Source organism: Capnocytophaga sp. oral taxon 864 (genome assembly GCF_002998835.1).
GTDB classification, from domain to species: Bacteria; Bacteroidota; Bacteroidia; order Flavobacteriales; family Flavobacteriaceae; genus Capnocytophaga; species Capnocytophaga ochracea.
In genome coordinates this window covers 1,438,694-1,455,529 of the sequence record NZ_CP027232.1, presented here as the reverse complement: position 1 = coordinate 1,455,529, position 16,836 = coordinate 1,438,694, and the positions used below count along the sequence as shown (strand labels likewise).

At 40.7% G+C, this 16,836-nt stretch carries 14 protein-coding genes and 1 tRNA gene; 8 read left to right on the top strand and 7 right to left on the bottom strand.

Going from position 1 to position 16,836, the window contains the following annotated elements; genetic code table 11:
- Positions 1–11 precede the first annotated feature (11 nt).
- The 3 genes from C3V44_RS06360 to C3V44_RS06350 all read left to right on the top strand — a co-directional run bounded on the left by C3V44_RS06360 (position 12) and on the right by C3V44_RS06350 (position 2,250).
- Entirely contained in the window at positions 12–662 is a 651-nt protein-coding gene (locus tag C3V44_RS06360) for a metal-dependent transcriptional regulator (RefSeq protein WP_106095927.1), read from the top strand.
- A gap of 75 nt (positions 663–737) precedes the next feature.
- Positions 738–1,541 (top strand): DUF3298 and DUF4163 domain-containing protein, encoded by an 804-nt coding sequence (locus C3V44_RS06355; protein ID WP_106095926.1) that lies wholly within the window; start codon positions 738–740, stop codon positions 1,539–1,541.
- Between the two features lie 4 nt (positions 1,542–1,545).
- On the top strand, positions 1,546–2,250 hold the full coding sequence (locus C3V44_RS06350) for a phosphoadenylyl-sulfate reductase (protein WP_106095925.1): 705 nt from the start codon (positions 1,546–1,548) through the stop codon (positions 2,248–2,250).
- A 59-nt stretch (positions 2,251–2,309) separates the two neighbouring features.
- Here the strand turns inward: C3V44_RS06350 and C3V44_RS06345 are convergent, their stop codons facing one another.
- The 5 genes from C3V44_RS06345 to C3V44_RS06325 form a co-directional block, all read right to left on the bottom strand.
- Positions 2,310–3,113, bottom strand: coding sequence for an RNA methyltransferase (locus C3V44_RS06345; protein WP_106095924.1), 804 nt, complete (start codon positions 3,111–3,113; stop codon positions 2,310–2,312).
- A 60-nt stretch (positions 3,114–3,173) separates the two neighbouring features.
- A complete protein-coding gene (locus C3V44_RS06340) occupies positions 3,174–3,371 on the bottom strand; it encodes a hypothetical protein (RefSeq protein ID WP_009410562.1) in 198 nt (65 codons plus the stop codon).
- A gap of 94 nt (positions 3,372–3,465) precedes the next feature.
- Positions 3,466–5,238, bottom strand: a complete 1,773-nt coding sequence (gene sppA, locus C3V44_RS06335) for a signal peptide peptidase SppA (protein ID WP_106095923.1) — start codon at positions 5,236–5,238, stop codon at positions 3,466–3,468.
- 47 nt (positions 5,239–5,285) lie between these two features.
- Positions 5,286–5,879, bottom strand: a complete 594-nt coding sequence (locus tag C3V44_RS06330) for a hypothetical protein (RefSeq protein WP_254425406.1) — start codon at positions 5,877–5,879, stop codon at positions 5,286–5,288.
- 160 nt (positions 5,880–6,039) lie between these two features.
- On the bottom strand, positions 6,040–8,766 hold the full coding sequence (locus C3V44_RS06325; protein WP_106095922.1) for a calcium-translocating P-type ATPase, PMCA-type: 2,727 nt from the start codon (positions 8,764–8,766) through the stop codon (positions 6,040–6,042).
- A gap of 274 nt (positions 8,767–9,040) precedes the next feature.
- Between C3V44_RS06325 and C3V44_RS12240 the strand changes: the two genes are divergently transcribed.
- From C3V44_RS12240 to C3V44_RS06300, 5 genes are all read left to right on the top strand, one after another.
- Positions 9,041–9,133 (top strand): glycosyltransferase, encoded by a 93-nt coding sequence (locus tag C3V44_RS12240; protein ID WP_106096638.1) that lies wholly within the window; start codon positions 9,041–9,043, stop codon positions 9,131–9,133.
- Positions 9,134–9,544: 411 nt separating this feature from the next.
- Positions 9,545–10,369, top strand: coding sequence for a thymidylate synthase (locus tag C3V44_RS06315; protein WP_009410566.1), 825 nt, complete (start codon positions 9,545–9,547; stop codon positions 10,367–10,369).
- Between the two features lie 204 nt (positions 10,370–10,573).
- Positions 10,574–11,818: an alpha/beta hydrolase-fold protein gene (locus C3V44_RS06310; RefSeq protein ID WP_106095921.1), complete on the top strand. Its 1,245-nt coding sequence runs from the start codon at positions 10,574–10,576 to the stop codon at positions 11,816–11,818.
- Positions 11,799–12,347, top strand: coding sequence for a dTDP-4-dehydrorhamnose 3,5-epimerase (rfbC, locus tag C3V44_RS06305; RefSeq protein ID WP_106095920.1), 549 nt, complete (start codon positions 11,799–11,801; stop codon positions 12,345–12,347). Before C3V44_RS06310 ends, rfbC begins: the two co-directional genes overlap by 20 nt.
- A gap of 177 nt (positions 12,348–12,524) precedes the next feature.
- Positions 12,525–12,600: transfer RNA gene (locus C3V44_RS06300), tRNA-His, on the top strand.
- Between the two features lie 49 nt (positions 12,601–12,649).
- Here C3V44_RS06300 and infB read toward each other — a convergent pair.
- Together infB and nusA are read right to left on the bottom strand one after the other, a co-directional pair.
- Positions 12,650–15,484 carry a translation initiation factor IF-2 gene (gene infB, locus C3V44_RS06295; protein ID WP_106095919.1) on the bottom strand — a complete coding sequence of 945 codons (2,835 nt, stop codon included), beginning with the start codon at positions 15,482–15,484 and terminating at the stop codon, positions 12,650–12,652.
- Between the two features lie 118 nt (positions 15,485–15,602).
- A complete protein-coding gene (gene nusA, locus C3V44_RS06290) occupies positions 15,603–16,835 on the bottom strand; it encodes a transcription termination factor NusA (protein WP_002675200.1) in 1,233 nt (410 codons plus the stop codon).
- Between the last annotated feature and the right edge of the window lies 1 nt (position 16,836).

Sequence of the window (16,836 nt, the reverse complement as noted above, 5' to 3'; positions counted from 1 at the left end):
AACAAAGCAAAATGACCTTATCTGAAGAAAACCACTTGAAAGCTATCTTTCACCTTTATAACGAAAAAAAAGAAGAGGTGAATACCAATGCTATTGCCGAAGTGATGAACACCAAAGCTTCATCAGTAACCGATATGCTTAAAAGGTTAGCCGATAAGGGGCTCATCAACTATGTAAAATATCAAGGGGTAACACTCACTAAAAAAGGCACGCAAAAAGCTATTGCTATCATTCGCAAACACCGTCTTTGGGAAGTATTCTTAGTCGAAAAACTCAATTTTTCTTGGGACGAAGTGCACGAAATAGCCGAAGAGTTAGAACATATACAGTCAGAAAAACTTATAGAGCGCCTCGATGCTTTCCTCGATTTTCCTAAAAAAGACCCCCACGGCGACCCGATTCCTAACAAAGAAGGCGTTTTTACCACCACTATTCAAACCCTATTAAGCGAGCTCAAACAAGGCGATAAAGGTATATGTGCAGCAGTAAAGAACACCTCTAAGGAATTTCTCGTTTACCTCAACAAAATGAATATAGCTCTTGGCGACGAAATAGAAGTACTCAGCAAAGAACCCTTCGACGACTCTATGATTCTACTGGTAAACGACAAACAAATCAACCTATCAGCAATGGTATGCCGAAATATCTATGTCAATGGTTAGTGATTAATTGTAAATGATTAATTGCGCCCCAAACTTTGGTAAAGTTGAAATTTTACAGACAAAGGTTTTAAAAAGATGAAAAAAAACAATATAAAAAAATTAAGCCTTATTTTAGGTCTTATATTCATTATAATAATCGGTTACTGCGGTTACTGCATTTACCGTCACTACACCCGTACTCAAAAAATCAGCTTCGAAGAGAAAACTATAGAACGTAGCGATGAGAATTGCGAGGATAACTGTTTCTCTGTAAGCCTAAACTATCTATATTGCAACGGTAATAGCGAGTTCGCTAAGAATTTCAATGAAGAAATAGAGCTACAACTCTCCAATTTTCTCCTTTCCAACGACGACTCTCTACAAGTGGAAGGTATCAGTATAGAAAAAGCTTTAGATAGCCTCACAAAAGATTACTATAAGCTTCACGAACATTTCCCTGAGCTCCCTGCTTTCGAGTTTATCGCTACCGATAGCATTATGTGGCAAAACAGTAAGATGCTTTCTTTAGTGTCCAACCGTTATGCTTTTACCGGTGAAGCACAACCTATACAAACCAAAGTTTTTACTCACTTTGCGTTAGATAATGGGGAAGTAATTACCAATGAAAACCTCTTTACTGATGAAGAAAAAGTAACCCAAATAGCCAAACGTTATTTTGAAAAAGCACAACAGAACGCCACCATCACTCTTTTGGATGATAAGAAGTTTGATTTTGAAGATGGAGTCTTTCGTCTTCCTAACCAAATGGGCGTAGCAGCCGATGCTCTCATTTTGTTCTATGAACCTTTTGAGATAGCTCCTTATGTAGATACGCCTTTTGAAGTGAAAGTACCTATAAAAGAAATTATGCCTTATCTCACTTTTGCTGACAATAAATAACACTATGAAAGAACGATTAACAACATTACATAACGCTCTCTTAGAAAAAACAGAAGTAGAAGGTCTCGCTTTTTTAGCTGAACAATTTCCTAATGAGATAGTTTTTTCAACCAGCTTTGGGTTAGAAGACCAAGCTATTACTCACCTCATTCTCGCAAACCAAATTCCTATCAGTATTTTCACCTTAGATACCGGTCGTTTGTTCAACGAAACTTACTCAGTTTGGGAAAGCACTGAACAGCGCTACAATACACATATTTTACCTTATTATCCCAAAACACACGATATAGAAGAATATGTACACAAAAATGGCCCTTTGTCTTTTTATCGCTCAGTAGAACTGCGCAAAGAGTGCTGTCATATACGCAAAGTAGAACCTCTTAGCCGAGCGCTAAAAGGTAAGAAAGTATGGGTAACAGGTTTGCGTGCCGACCAAAGTAATGCTCGTAAAGATCTCCCTATACTCGAATGGGACGATACTTACCAGCTCTTTAAATACAATCCTATCCTCCATTGGACGTTTGAAGATACCAAAGCCTTTATCAAGGCACATAACATTCCTTATAATGTGCTACACGACAAAGGTTTTGTGAGCATAGGCTGTGCCCCTTGTACTCGTGCTATCAAGGAGGGTGAAGATTTTCGCGCAGGTCGTTGGTGGTGGGAAAGCAATAGTAAAAAAGAATGCGGACTACACGAACACAAATAATAACAAAGAGCTCCACTTAGCTTGCTAAGTGGAGCTCTTTATTCTCTATAAATAATTCATTAATTAAGTTTTACCCTTTGTCTTTTCGCTTCAAAAATAAGCACCGCAGCAGCAACTGATACATTCATAGAGTCGATTGCGCCTTCCATTGGGATAATGATATTCTGAGTGCTATGAGTAAGCCATTCCTCTGTAAGACCTTGGTCTTCCGTACCTACTACGATAGCACTGGTTTCCTCAAAAGATACTTCGTAGTAAGGTTTAGAGGCAGTAAGAGCAGCGCAATAGCTATTGATACCTTTGGCTTTGAGAAAATCAATCACTTCAGTAGTACTACCCGTTGCGATAGGAACAGTAAACACACAACCTACGCTCGAACGTATAATATTAGGGTTGTAGAGGTCAGTTTTAGGATTAGCAATAATCACAGCGTCTATATTAGCAGCATCGGCAGTACGAAGGAGAGCCCCTATATTACCTGGTTTTTCAGGAGCTTCAGCTACCAATAACAAAGGAGAATCGGTTGCGAAAGCCAACGTGTCTAAACTGTGCTTTTTAGTCTGTATTAAGGCAATAACCCCCTCAGTAGAACTGCGATAACTAATCTTTTGGTATACTTCTTTGCTAATAGCGATAGGATTTACTCTTTGAGCTGTATGACTAAGGAGTTTTAGCAAGTGTTCTTCTGCAAAAATCTCAGGCTGATATAGCAATGTTTCGAGAGTGTAGCCTCCTTCAAGGGCTAAGCGTATCTCGCGCGCACCTTCTACTACACATATTCCTTCTTTTTTGCGTTCGCGTGATTTCTCGCTGAGGAGAACTATTTTCTTTATCAGGGGGTTTTGAGTACTGGTGATGTTCATTTTTAGGTAAGAGATAAGAAGTAAGAAAAAGCTGCCTACTCTCGTAGGCAGCTTTTGTTATCATTTATCCATAAGCACCATACATTGCATCAGCTCGGGCTTATTTTTGGTGTAGTCATCTAACCAAACTTTCAATTCTTCTATTTCATAAGGTAATAACCTATCAATAGCTTTTTTAAGTTCCTTACAAAATAGGTTAGGGTCGAAACTCACTTTCGATAAAATCATTGTGGTATATTCAAACATAGCTCGTTTCATAACTTCATCTATTTAGAATTTCACTGTACAAATGTACTTCTTTAAAATGAACTAAGCAAGTTTTTAGGTGTTAATATTGTGTTAATTTTTATAACTATTTCAGTTTCACATCGTATTCTAAATGGGCTTGCACTCCACGTTGCTGAGCGATATGTTTCACCTGCTGATAGACTTCATAAGCTTCTACACCCATCTCATTGCGCAAGTTCTCGCCTCTCAGATTCGCTCCAAAACGGCGGAACATTGCTTTAAAGTCCATTTCGAAAGTAGGGTAAGAAACAGTGCGATATTCTTTAAGTCCGTTGTCTTTAGCAGCGTAGGCGATAGCATCGTTCAGCGAGCCGATTTCATCTACCAAACCATTAGCAAGAGCTTCTTTACCGCTCCATACTCTTCCTTGTGCAATGGAGTCTATTTGGGCAACCGTTTTACCACGCCCTTTGGCTACACGGTCTAAAAATACAGTATACACTTGCTCGATAGATTCGGTCATTTCTTTTTTAAATTGTTCAGTAGGTTTTTGGAATACACTATAAAACTGAGCGTTGGGGTGAGTACTTACAGTTTCGGCATTTATACCCCAGTTGGTAGCTAAAACATTTACATTGGGAATTACCCCAAACACCCCAATAGAACCGGTGATAGTACCTGCTTCTGCAAAAATGCGGTTAGCATTGCACGCAATATAATAGCCCCCTGAAGCGGCATAGTTGCCCATAGAGACATATACCTTTTTCTTCTTTTTAGTAACTTCGATTTCTCGGTGCATCAATTCAGAGGCTAAGGCATCGCCACCAGGGGAATTGATACGAAGCACAATAGCTTTTATATCTTTATTATCAGAGGCTTTGCGCAAGGCGCGGATAATGGTTTCATTACCTACGATTTCGGCACGTCCTTCGCCTTGCATAATCTCACCATCGGCATAGATAACAGCTATCTTATTTTTGGAGTGCTTGCCCGCTGCTTTGCCTACTACGGCTTCGGCATAATCTTCAATATTGATAAAATCGACTTTATCGATACTTTTACTACCGGTTTTATCACAGATGATTTGTTCGAATTCATCACGGAAAAGAATGCCGTCTATGAGTCCGTTGTTTTTAGCTAACTGTGCAGTACGTCCGCCTACATTGGTAGCTATTTCATTGAGTTTTTCTACGGGAATATTACGACTTTTAGCGATATCGGTAACGATGACGTTCCACATAGCAGAGAGTAATTCGGTGAGTTGCTTGCGGTTGTTATCGCTCATCTTATTGTCTAAGAAAGGTTCTACAGCGCTTTTGTATTTACCGTGGCGAATCACTTCCATTTGTACACCGCTTTTTTCTTGGAGCCCTTTGAAGAAAAGGACTTCAGAAGAGAGACCTCGGAGCGCAACACTTCCAAGCTGACTAATATACACCTTATCGGCTACGGTTTGGAGATAGTAATCGAGTTGAGAAATTTCATCGCTATAAGCTAAGATGAATTTGCCAGAAGTCTTGAAATCCTCCAAAGCCTTACGAAGTTCTTGAGCGAAAGCTAATCCGCCGATATTACCCGTACTTTTGAGGTAAATACCTTTGATACGCTTGTCGGTTTTGGCATTCTCAATGGCTTTGAGAGTTGCATTAAGTCCGTTATAGGATTCAGAGGTATAGTCGAAATCCTTAAAGGTTATGCGTTCGCCGTAGTCTACTAATGGTTCTTCAAAAGAGAGTTCGAGTACAGAGTTGTCCTTCACACTCACTTCTTCACCTTTGGCACCACCTACCACTGAGCTTATCATCACAGAGATGAAGATGAGGAAAAGAATAAAACATATCCCCATAGAGATAAAGAATCCGAGGATAGTGGCTAAGAGAGTTTTAAAAAAAGTCATATTGTTGATGTTTTAATGATTATTTTTTAGGTGAAATATTATCACTATCATACCAAACGTATACCGCCTACGGGAATCAGTTTGTTATTAGGATCATTTTCTTTACTTTGTACATATAGTACCCTTTTTAAGTCTTTGATACCATTAGCGGTAAGTTCTCCTGAAAATACCGAAAGCAAAGTATATTTTACATCACTTTCTATACCTTCACTTTTAGAGAAAATACTAAACTTATTACCATTACCCGAAATGATAGTGGCTACTCCTTTACCTACATCGGTATTTTCTCCTTGGTAGCTATAATCTAACTTTAGATTTACCCCTTGCTGGTTGTAAAAGGTAAACTTGTAGTTATAGAGCTCTTTGCCCACTTTCCAACTATTGATATGAGAAGTATAGAGCAGTTTCCAAGGATTAGCAACAAAAGTACCATTTAGTACAGGTGGATTCGTCCCTTCATTAATAGGAAAATTTTGAGCTTTTATTTGGTCGAGTACCTCTTCGGGAACAATAGTTGTCGCTTTTTCAGGGAGGTTGTATTTTTTAGGTTTTGGAAAATTACCTCCTCCATCAGAAGAGCAAGCAGTAAAAGTTACTAATGTTACTGCAATAGCAATAAGGCTGTAAAATGTTTTTTTCATTTTATTTATTTAAGTTAATACTGGGGCAAAGATAGGAGAAAATTAGCAAATCAGCAAAGTTTTAATACAAAAAAACACAATATCTAAATAATTAGGTATTGTGTTTTTTAAGATTTTTCAACTTAGCCAAAGTTTCAAACTTTGGCTAAGTATGTAACTATTACTTTTCTGTTTTTATGGCTCTGAGAATTTCTCCTGTCCAGAGTACGAGGCTGGTAGCGCCAATGATGATTGTCCAATCGGTGAGCTTGAGTGGGGTTACATTGAACATCTGTCCACCAAAAGTAGTGATAAACACTTGACCGATGACAATCACCGTAGCAATAAGTATAAAACCTTGGCTCTTGCCTATATTATAAAAAGTACTCTTGCCGGTACGATAAGCTTTGGCATTGAACATATTCCAGAATTGCAAGAACACGAATATCGAGAAGAACAAGGAAAGTTCATAAGCCGATAGTCCGTTTTTGGGTGTTCCGAAGTGAAAGAAATGACTGAAATAATCAGTAATTGAAAATTGAGTGAGACTGGTGATATCCTCATTTTTAAAGTACTGAATGAAACCAAAAAGCAACACTACAAAGAATCCTCCTACACCAAAAATGCCTTTCGTCATTGGTTTTGTAATGATATTAGCACCACGCGCACGAGGTTTATCGTTCATTACGCGATTGCTCGGTGGTAAGGACGCTAACGCTAATGCTGCAAAGGTATCCATAATGAGGTTCACCCAGAGCATTTGGGTTACGGTAAGCGGTGACTCTACCCCTAAAAATGCCCCAATGAGCACGATGATACACGCTGCCACATTGATAGTCATCTGGAAGAGGATAAAACGCTGAATGTTTAAATAGAGTGAACGCCCCCACATCACGGCTTTACCGATACTACTGAACGAGTTGTCCAAGATAGTGATATCAGAAGCTTCTTTGGCTACTGAGGTTCCGTCGCCCATTGAAAGACCTACTTGGGCAGCTTTGAGGGCTGGTGCATCGTTGGTACCATCACCGGTTACGGCTACAACTTCGCCTTTTTGTTGCAATAGGTTCACGAGGCGTGCTTTGTCGAGCGGACGTGCGCGTGAAATCACACGTAGGTCGGTAATGCGGTCTAAGAGTTCGGTATCGCTCATTGCGGCAAATTCTACGCCGGTGATTTGGTTACGCTCGGTGCAAGTATCGTCCCACAAATGTATTTGGCGGGCGATTTCGCGAGCGGTACCTGGTGTATCACCGGTTACAATCTTCACCTGAATGCCTGCGTGCAAACATTCTTCAATAGAAGCAGGCACATCAGGGCGTACGGGGTCAGAAATAGCAGTAATACCTATAAAATTTAAGCCATTTATCACTAACTTACCATTTTCGGATATTACCGTATTCGGGTCGTCGATTACTTTATATGCAAAACCGATAGTGCGCATCGCTTGGTTTTGGTATTGTAATAGTTTTGCCTCGAAATCGGCTTGAGGAATATCGGAAAGGAATTTACCACCCTCGTAGCAAAAAGTCATCACGATTTCGGGTGCTCCTTTTACGTACAATACCGGTTTGCCCAACGCAGGTGATTGCACCAAAGTAGCCATATATTTGCGTTCGGTAGAAAAAGTGAGTTGGTTAAGCACTTCACTCCCTTCGCGTATGGGCAAGTAATTAGTTCCTTTGCCGTAGAGCCACAATAGGAGTGCTCCTTCGGTAGGATTCCCCAGCACGTTTGGTTTTTCTTTATCAGTAAAATCGAGGTAAGCCGTAGAGTTCACTGCCATCGATTCGGCGATGAGTTTTTCACCTAATTGTTCATCTGTAAAATGATTGAAATAAGTTTCGTAGATAGTCATTTGGTTTTGGGTGAGCGTACCCGTTTTATCGGTACAAATCACGGTAGTAGCACCCATCGTCTCACAAGCGTGCATCTTGCGCACGAGGTTATTGGTAGCCATCATACTGCGCATACTATAAGCCAAACTGAGGGTAACACTCATCGGTAAGCCTTCGGGTACCGCAACTACCACCACAGTAATAGCAATCATCGCTGTATTGAGAAGATAGTGACCAAAATCAATCCAATCGATTTGGTTTATGTTATGAGCAGGAAGCGTAAAATATAGGATAAGGCGACCTACAATCACCAAAATTGCAATGGCGTAACTGATTTTGGTAATCATTCCTGCGAGTTTATCCAACTGTTCGTTGAGAGGAGTTTTTACTGTGTTGTCTATCTGAACCCCTTCGAACACTTTGCCATATTCGGTAGCATCGCCGACCTTTTTCACTTCAAAAATACCGTGACCATCGGATACCGAAGTACCGCGACAAACGTAGTTAGAAGGGTAAGTAGCATCTGCCTCAAAATCGGCTGGATTGGTGGTCTTGTGTACCAAAGGTTCTCCGGTAAGGGTAGACTCGTTGATATGCATTGATACGGCTTCGAGGAGTTCGCCATCGGCGGGTACTTCTTCTCCGGTTTCCAAAATCACTATATCGCCTACTACAATATCCTTTTTGAGCACTTGTGTAATGTGTTCGTTGCGAATGACTTTGTAATAAATCTCGTCGTTTACCTGATTGAGAATTTCGAATTGTTTATTGGCTTTATGTTCAAAATAGAAAGCGACACCTGTAGCCAAGAGTACAGCAAAGAGAATCCCTATGGGCTCTAAGAAAGCATCGAAACCTTCATTATGCACCATATACTCATAAGTAGATACTCCAAAAGAGAAGACGAGGGCAACGAGAAGAATGATGATAATGGGGTCAGTGAACTTTTCTAAGAATTGTTTCCAAAGCGGTTCGCCTTCTACTGATGAGAGGGAGTTTTCGCCGTATTTTTGGCGACTTTCAAGAACTTGTGCATCGGTAAGACCTTTGTAATGGTGTTTATCAGCCATAGTTTTTCGAGTAATTAAAATGCAAAGATAGCTATAATTAGCGAATTAGAAAATTATAAAATGAGAGAATTAGAAAATTAGGAAATGAGGAAATGAGGAAATTAGAAAATGAGGAAATTAGAAAATGAGGAAATGGGGAAATGAGGTGCGAGGTTGAGTTAGAGGAATGAGGCTGTGCCTCAGAAATTAAACAAATTTTAAACAAAATCAAGGCTACGCCTTGTGAAATGGGGAGAGAGGTTCGTCGGAGTTTTCAGAGAATCTTAGAGAGGTTCTGAACTTTCGGAAGATATCGGAGAGATTCGGAAGAGAGCTGAGAGAAGTTTTGGTGAAAAAAGGGTGTAAGGAGGGTGGGGGTAGCTTATAGAGAGCTTATAGGAAGCTTATACGAATCTTGGACGATTGGTATAGAAAGGGTATATAAATAACTGATTAATAGTGTGATACAATAATGCTAAAAATATTAAAAACGGGGTTTCGAGGCGAAAGAAAGAGGAATAGGTGATAGGCCTTAGGCCATAGGCACTAGGGGGAAGTGTGACAGAAAAGAGAATTAGCAAATTAGAGATTTTGGGAATTAGTAAATTTGTTGGAGGAGTTTAGTGGGAGTGTGGGGACGGAAAGATGAAGCGTAGTGATATATAAGACAAAGATAAGCTATATAAAAAATTGGAAATAAGTGGGTTGATAGAATGAGAGGGGTTAGGGTATTGGTATTTTTTATTATTGTTGTATCTTTGCACCGATTTAACTTCTTAGGTTTAACACTTAACTAAAAATGCAAACATATCACGACCTCTTGCGCCATATCCTCGATAATGGCTATTCTAAAGATGACCGTACCGGCACGGGAACGACTAGTGTATTTGGTTACCAAATGCGCTTTGACCTCAATAAGGGTTTTCCGCTGGTAACGACTAAAAAGATACACTTAAAATCGGTTATCTATGAATTACTTTGGTTTTTAAAAGGAGATACAAATATTAAATATCTCACTGACCACGGGGTGCGCATTTGGAACGAATGGGCAGATGAAAACGGCGACCTCGGTCCTGTTTATGGAGCGCAATGGCGCCACTGGAATGGCGAGGCGATTGACCAGATAAAAACGGTGGTAGAGACCCTTAAACAAAATCCTGAAAGCCGACGGATTATCGTTTCGGCTTGGAATCCGTCGGTATTGCCTGATACGGGAAAATCGTTTGCGGAGAACGTAGCCAATGGTAAAGCGGCATTGCCTCCTTGTCACGCACTGTTTCAGTTTTACGTAGCCGATGGGAAATTGTCTTGTCAGTTATACCAACGCAGTGCCGATGTGTTTTTAGGGGTGCCTTTTAACATTGCTTCATATGCGTTACTCACGATGATGCTTGCGCAGGTATGCGATTTGCAATTAGGAGATTTTGTGCATACTTTTGGAGATGTGCACATCTATAACAATCATCGTGAGCAGGTAGCTTTACAGCTCAGCAGGACACCACGTCCTTTGCCTACGATGCACTTGAATCGGGCAGTGAAGGATTTGTTTGCCTTTGATTATGACGATTTTCGTTTAGAAGGCTATGACCCTTACCCTACGATTAAAGCGCAGGTATCGGTATAAAGTTAAAATTTCGTTAAAAAATGCTTAAAATTTTGCTATATGGAGCTTTTTTGTTTCATTTGTGCGTTTAAAATAAAGTAAATACTATAAATCAAGAATTAAATAGAGTTATAGTAATTGTTTTAAAAACATCCCCCTACGCCCCCTTCAAAGGGGGAATGTGGTGATGCAAAAATGACTTTAACAAGTAAATACTATAAAAAAATGAAGAAATTTCTTACAATCGTTATCGCTTTGGTAACCTTACAAAGTGCGTTTTCACAGGTTATTTCGGAGACTTTTTCGTCAGGGAGACTCAATAGAAAACAGAAGATAGGTATCTACAAGCCTGAAAAGTACACGGATAGACAGGCATATCCGCTGATAGTAGTGCTCAATGCCGAAACGTTGATGGAGCCTGTTGTTTCGATGGTGCGTTATTACGAACAGTTTGGTGAAATGCCTAAGTGTATAGTGGTGGGTGTGTATGAACCCAAACAAGAAGATGTAACGGTGGTAGAAGAGGTGGGTCGCCCTATTAATGAGTCGGCTCGTTTCTTTGAGTTTGTATCGGCAGAATTAGTGCCTTACATACAAGGGAAATACCCGATAGCTGACCTAAAAGGGGTTATTGCTTCGGAAGAGGCGGGTTTTTTGGCTAACTACTATATGCTTGCCGAGAAGAAACCTACTTTTAATATGATAGTAAGCCTTAATCCAGTGGCTCTTCCACGTATGGGAGAAGAGTTTTCGCACGCTTTGGCAGCGGGAGTGCCTAACCGTTTGTTTTACTATATGGCTACTGCCGATGTGGAAAACAAAGTGGTGTACGACAAGGCAATTCAGTTTGAAAGAGCGATGCGCTCAGCGCCTGTGCACGAATCGGTAGAATATCACTTTGTTGATTTTAAAGGAAGCTCAGTAAATGCTGCTAAATTGCAAGGGATAGCGCAGGCTCTTGATATGTGTTTTGACATTTATAAACCTATAGGAGGCAAGGAGTTTAAGACCCAAATGGAGACTCTTGAAACGGGGATTTATGAATATTTGGAGAACAAATATAACACTATTTATAAACAGTTAGGCGTAAAGAAAGTGCCTATACTAAACGATGTGATGGCTACTTATACAGCTATTAATTCGTCGCAAGACTGGGAATCGCTTAAGAAATTGGCGAAATACGTAGAGAGCAATGGCTACCTAAAAACAGCGATGCCCAACTTCTTTTTAGCTGAATATTACGAAAAGATGGGCGACGATAAAAAGGCACTGAAAACCTATCAGAAAGCGTATACTGAGCCTAATATAGATTTCATCACAGGAGACTTGATAAATGAACGTATCACGCATTTGCAAGTTACCAAACGCAAGAGTAAAAACACAAAAGTAATAGAACCCATAGAACCAACAGAAGAAGTGGCACCTGCACAAGAAGAACAAAATCCTACCGATGAAAGTAATCAGAACTAAGATAGAAGGCGTGGTGATTATTGAGCCACAGGTGTTTTTTGACGGAAGAGGTTACTTTTTTGAATCGTTTTCGCAACAGCGATTTAATGAGTTAGTAAGCCCCACTGTATTTGTACAAGACAACGAATCGCAATCGACCTATGGGGTATTGCGCGGATTACACTTTCAGAAACCACCTTTTGCACAGGCTAAATTGGTGAGAGTGGTAAAAGGAGAAGTACTTGATGTAGCAGTGGATTTGCGAGAAGGCTCACCTACCTTTGGGCAGTATGAGTCTGTGATACTAAACGAAGAAAACAAGCGCCAGTTTTTTATCCCGAGAGGTTTTGCTCACGGTTTTGCTGTACTGAGCGAAGAAGCTATTTTTCAATACAAATGCGACAATTACTACGCTCCCGAGAGTGAGGGTAGTGTGCGCTGGAACGACCCTATCATAGGTATCGATTGGCGACTACCAGCTGAGGTGATACAACTTTCGGAGAAAGACAAGAAAGCGCCATTACTGGTAGAGGTAAAAGGTAAAAGATAAAAGGTAAAGCCAGTGAGGGCTCGTAACAGGGTATGTGAGTGAAAGGTGAAAAGAGATTGAAAATCAAAGAGCTAAATGTTTCTAACACTTAACACTTAACACTTAGCTAAAAAATAGTTGTCTAAATATTTGGTAGATTGGGAAAAAGGAGTTACTTTTGCACCCGAAAATACAGACGGTGGTCTTAGCTCAGTTGGTTAGAGCGTCGGATTGTGGTTCCGAAGGTCGTGGGTTCGAGCCCCATATTCCACCCTATTGATAAAAAAAGCGCCTTAAAAGGCGCTTTTTTATTATATCACTTTTTACAGTTTCTTCTTTACTGCTACTTCTTGGAAGGCTTCTATTATATCGCCTTCGTGAATGTCGTTGTAGTTCTTGATCTGCAAACCGCAATCATAACCTTTGCTCACCTCTTTTACATCGTCTTTGAAACGCTTGAGTGAAGAAAGTTCACCCGTATAGATAACCACATTGTCACGCAATAGACGTATCTTAGAGTTGCGGTAGATTTTACCATCGGTTACCATACAACCCGCAATGGTTCCTACTTTAGAAATCTTGAAGAGTTCGCGTATCTCTACAGTACCGGTAACCTCTTCTTTAAACACAGGAGAAAGCATTCCTTCCATTGCGTCTTTGAGGTCGTTGATAGCATCGTAGATGATAGAGTAAGTACGGATATCGATAGATTCTTTTTCTGCCAAGGCGCGTGCGTTGGTCATCGGACGAACGTTGAAACCAATGATAATAGCATCGGAGGCGGAAGCCAATAATACATCAGACTCGGTAATTGCTCCCACGCCTTTATGAATGATAGACACTTGTATCTCTTCAGTAGAGAGCTTTTGGAAAGAGTCGGTAAGTGCTTCTACCGAGCCGTCTACGTCACCTTTAAGAATAATATTCAACTGTTTGAAGTCACCGAGAGCAATGCGTCGCCCTATCTCGTCGAGGGTGATGTGGCGTTGCGTACGTACTGATTGTTCGCGTTGTAATTGAGCGCGTTTAGCTACAATCTGTTTGGCTTCTTTTTCGTCTTCGAATACGTAGAATTTATCACCTGCTTGTGGAGCTCCGTCCAATCCTAAGATAGAAATAGGAGTAGAGGGGCCTGCTTCTTTTACCTTCTTACCTCGTTCGTCGTGCATAGCACGTATTTTACCAGAGTTGGTACCTGCCAGTACATAGTCGCCTACGTGCAACGTACCCGATTCTACCAATATAGTAGATACATATCCACGACCTTTGTCAAGAGCTGCTTCCACTACAGTACCTACCGCCGGTTTGTTTGGATTTGCTTTCAGTTCGAGGATTTCAGCTTCTAAGAGTACTTTTTCCAATAGTTCAGATACTCCAATACCTTGTTTTGCCGAAATATCCTGAGACTGTATTTTACCGCCCCATTCTTCTACGAGGAGGTTCATAGTCGCCAAGTGTTCTTTAATTTTATCGGGGTTCGCATTCGGTTTATCAATCTTGTTAATAGCGAAGATAATAGGTACTCCTGCGGCTTGTGCGTGACTAATAGCCTCTTTGGTTTGAGGCATTACATCGTCGTCGGCAGCCACCACAATAATAGCGATATCGGTTACCTTGGTACCACGAGCACGCATAGCAGTAAAGGCTTCGTGACCAGGAGTATCGAGGAAAGTGATACGTTCACCACTTTCTAATTTCACGCTGTAAGCCCCAATGTGCTGAGTTATACCTCCGCTTTCGCCTGCAATTACATTTTCTTTACGAATGTAGTCTAAGAGCGATGTTTTACCGTGGTCTACGTGACCCATTACAGTAACAATAGGTGCGCGAGGTACTAAATCTTCAGGTTGATCCTCTTCGGTATGGATAGCTTCTTCGATGTTAGCTGTTGCAAATTCCACTTCATAGCCAAACTCATCAGCTACTATCGAGAGGGTTTCGGCATCGAGACGCTGGTTCATTGTTACCATAATACCGAGAGACATACACGCACCAATCACCTTATTGATAGGTACGTCCATCATTGTAGCCAGCTCGTTTACTGTCACAAACTCGGTTACTTTTAGTATTTTCTCCTGTTGTTCTTGTTCAGCGAGCTCTTGTTCTACCTTTTGTCGGTGTGTTTCTCGTTTTTCTTTGCGGTATTTAGCCCCCTTAGATTTTGTACCTTTACCTTGCAAGCGTTCGAGGGTCTCGCGCACTTGTTTTTGTACTTCTTCTTCGGAAGGTTCTATTTTCGCAATAATCTTGTTTTTCTTCTCTTTCTTCGTGTTGTCGCCACTTTTAACCACATTCACTTCATCTTTGCGAATACGTTTGCGTTTGCGTTTTTCGCTGTCGCCAGTAGCATCAGTAGCGCTATTAGCAGTAGTTTGAGTCTCTTTATCCTTGTCTTTGTGACGGTTGCGTTTGCGCTTTTTCTTCTTTTTCTCAAACTGACTGAGGTCTATTTTCTCACCCACTACTTTAGGACCAGTGAGCTTTTGGTATTGGGTTTCAATCACACCTGCAGGGATCTCAGTTGTGAGTTCTTCCTTAGGGATATGGATCTGTTGTTCCTTCTTCTTTTGCGTAGCAACGGTTTGTGCCAATGGATTTTGATAAGCAGATTTATTCTTTTGAGCGTCGGGTTTGTTGTTGTCTTTTTTCTTGTCCTTAGCAAGCTGAGATTGCACTGTTCCAGAAGTTGCTTCTTGCTTCGAGGTTGTTGTCTTTGTTTTAGAAGTAGTTACTTCCTGTTTTGAAGTAGTAATTTCTGGTTCTGGTGCTTCTTGAGTAGGAGCTGTCCCTTCTTTTTTATTACCTTCTTCAAGGTCTATTTTACCCACAGGTTTGAGCCCAGCCAGTTGAGCCTTAGCTTTTATTACTTCTTGCTCCTGCTGTTTGCGCTTCTCTTGGTTTTCTTTCTCTTGCTCTATGCGGATAGCCTCGCGCTCTTTGCGCTTGTCTTCCACTATCTCTTTTGAAACCTCACGCTTACTCTTGTCGGCGTTAAATTTGTTCGAAAGGAACTTTACAATATCTTCTGTAATAGAAGTATTAGGGTTAGATTCTATTTCTATCCCTTTTTCCTTCTTCAGATATTCTACGGCTGTTACCATAGAGATATTGAACTCCTTTAAAACTTTGCTTAATCTTATTTTTTTTCCCTCGCTCATATATGTTTATTAAAATCCATTCCCCTTCTAAGAAGAAAGGGTACATTATTCTTTGTTTAAGTTGTAAGGAATCTACCTCCCTCATATACTCTGCTCTCGCAGATTTTTCCTTATTACCCTATTCAAACTCTTCCGCCAAAATGCGTAGCACTTCGCTTACAGTCTCTTCTTCGAGGTCAGTGCGTTGCATTAGCTCTTCGGCAGAAAGTTCCAATACACTCTTAGCTGTATCAAGTCCTGCTTTTTGCAGTTCTTCAATCACCCATTCTTCAATTTCGTCGTTAAACTCGCTAAGCTCAATATCTTCTTCGGTTGCTCCTTCGCGATATACGTCGATTTCATAGCCTGAAAGCTGACTCGCCAAGCGAATGTTATAGCCCGATTTACCAATGGCTTTCGATACTTCTTCATTTGCCAAATACACATCAGCACGTTTTTCTTCTTCGTTGATAATCACTGAAGATACACGTGCAGGTGCCAAGGCACGGGTGATGAGCAGTTGTGGGTTATTGGTGAATGGTAATACATCGATATTCTCATTGCCCAACTCGCGCACAATACCGTGAATACGAGACCCACGCACACCTACGCACGCACCTACCGCATCAATACGGTCGTCGAATGAATCTACAGCCACTTTTGCCTTTTCTCCTGGAATACGCACAACCTTGTTAATAGTGATAAGTCCGTCGGCAATCTCAGGGATTTCTTGTTCGAACAAACGCTCCAAGAATAGGGGAGAGGTACGCGACATAATAATGGTAGGCTTAGTGCTTTTCAGCTCTACTGATTCGATAATTCCGCGCACGTGCTCGCCTTTCTTAAAGAAGTCTGACGGAATTTGTTTTTCCTTAGGAAGGATAATCTCATTGCCTTCGTCGTCTAATAAGATGATAGCTTTGTGACGGATATGATGTATTTCGGCTACGTATAGCTGACCTATCAAGTCTTTGAAACGCTGATAGATAGTCATACTATCGTATTCGTGAATTTTAGAAATCAAGTTTTGGCGTAAAGCTAAGATAGCACGCCGACCCAAGTCATTAATTTTAATTTCCTCTGAAACGTCTTCTCCTACCTCAAAATCGGGTTCAATTTTGCGAGCCACCGAAAGTTCAATTTGCTGATTGTCGTTCGTTACTGCACCGTCTTCCACTACCACACGGTTACGAAAGATTTGTAAGTCGCCTTTATCGGGGTTGATAATAATATCGAAATTATCGTCAGAGCCATATTTCTTTTTTAGGGTATTGCGGAAAACCTCTTCCAAGATAGCCATCAAGGTTTCGCGATTGATGAGTTTATCATCTTTAAACTCCGAGAATGATTCGATTAATTCAAGACTATTCATA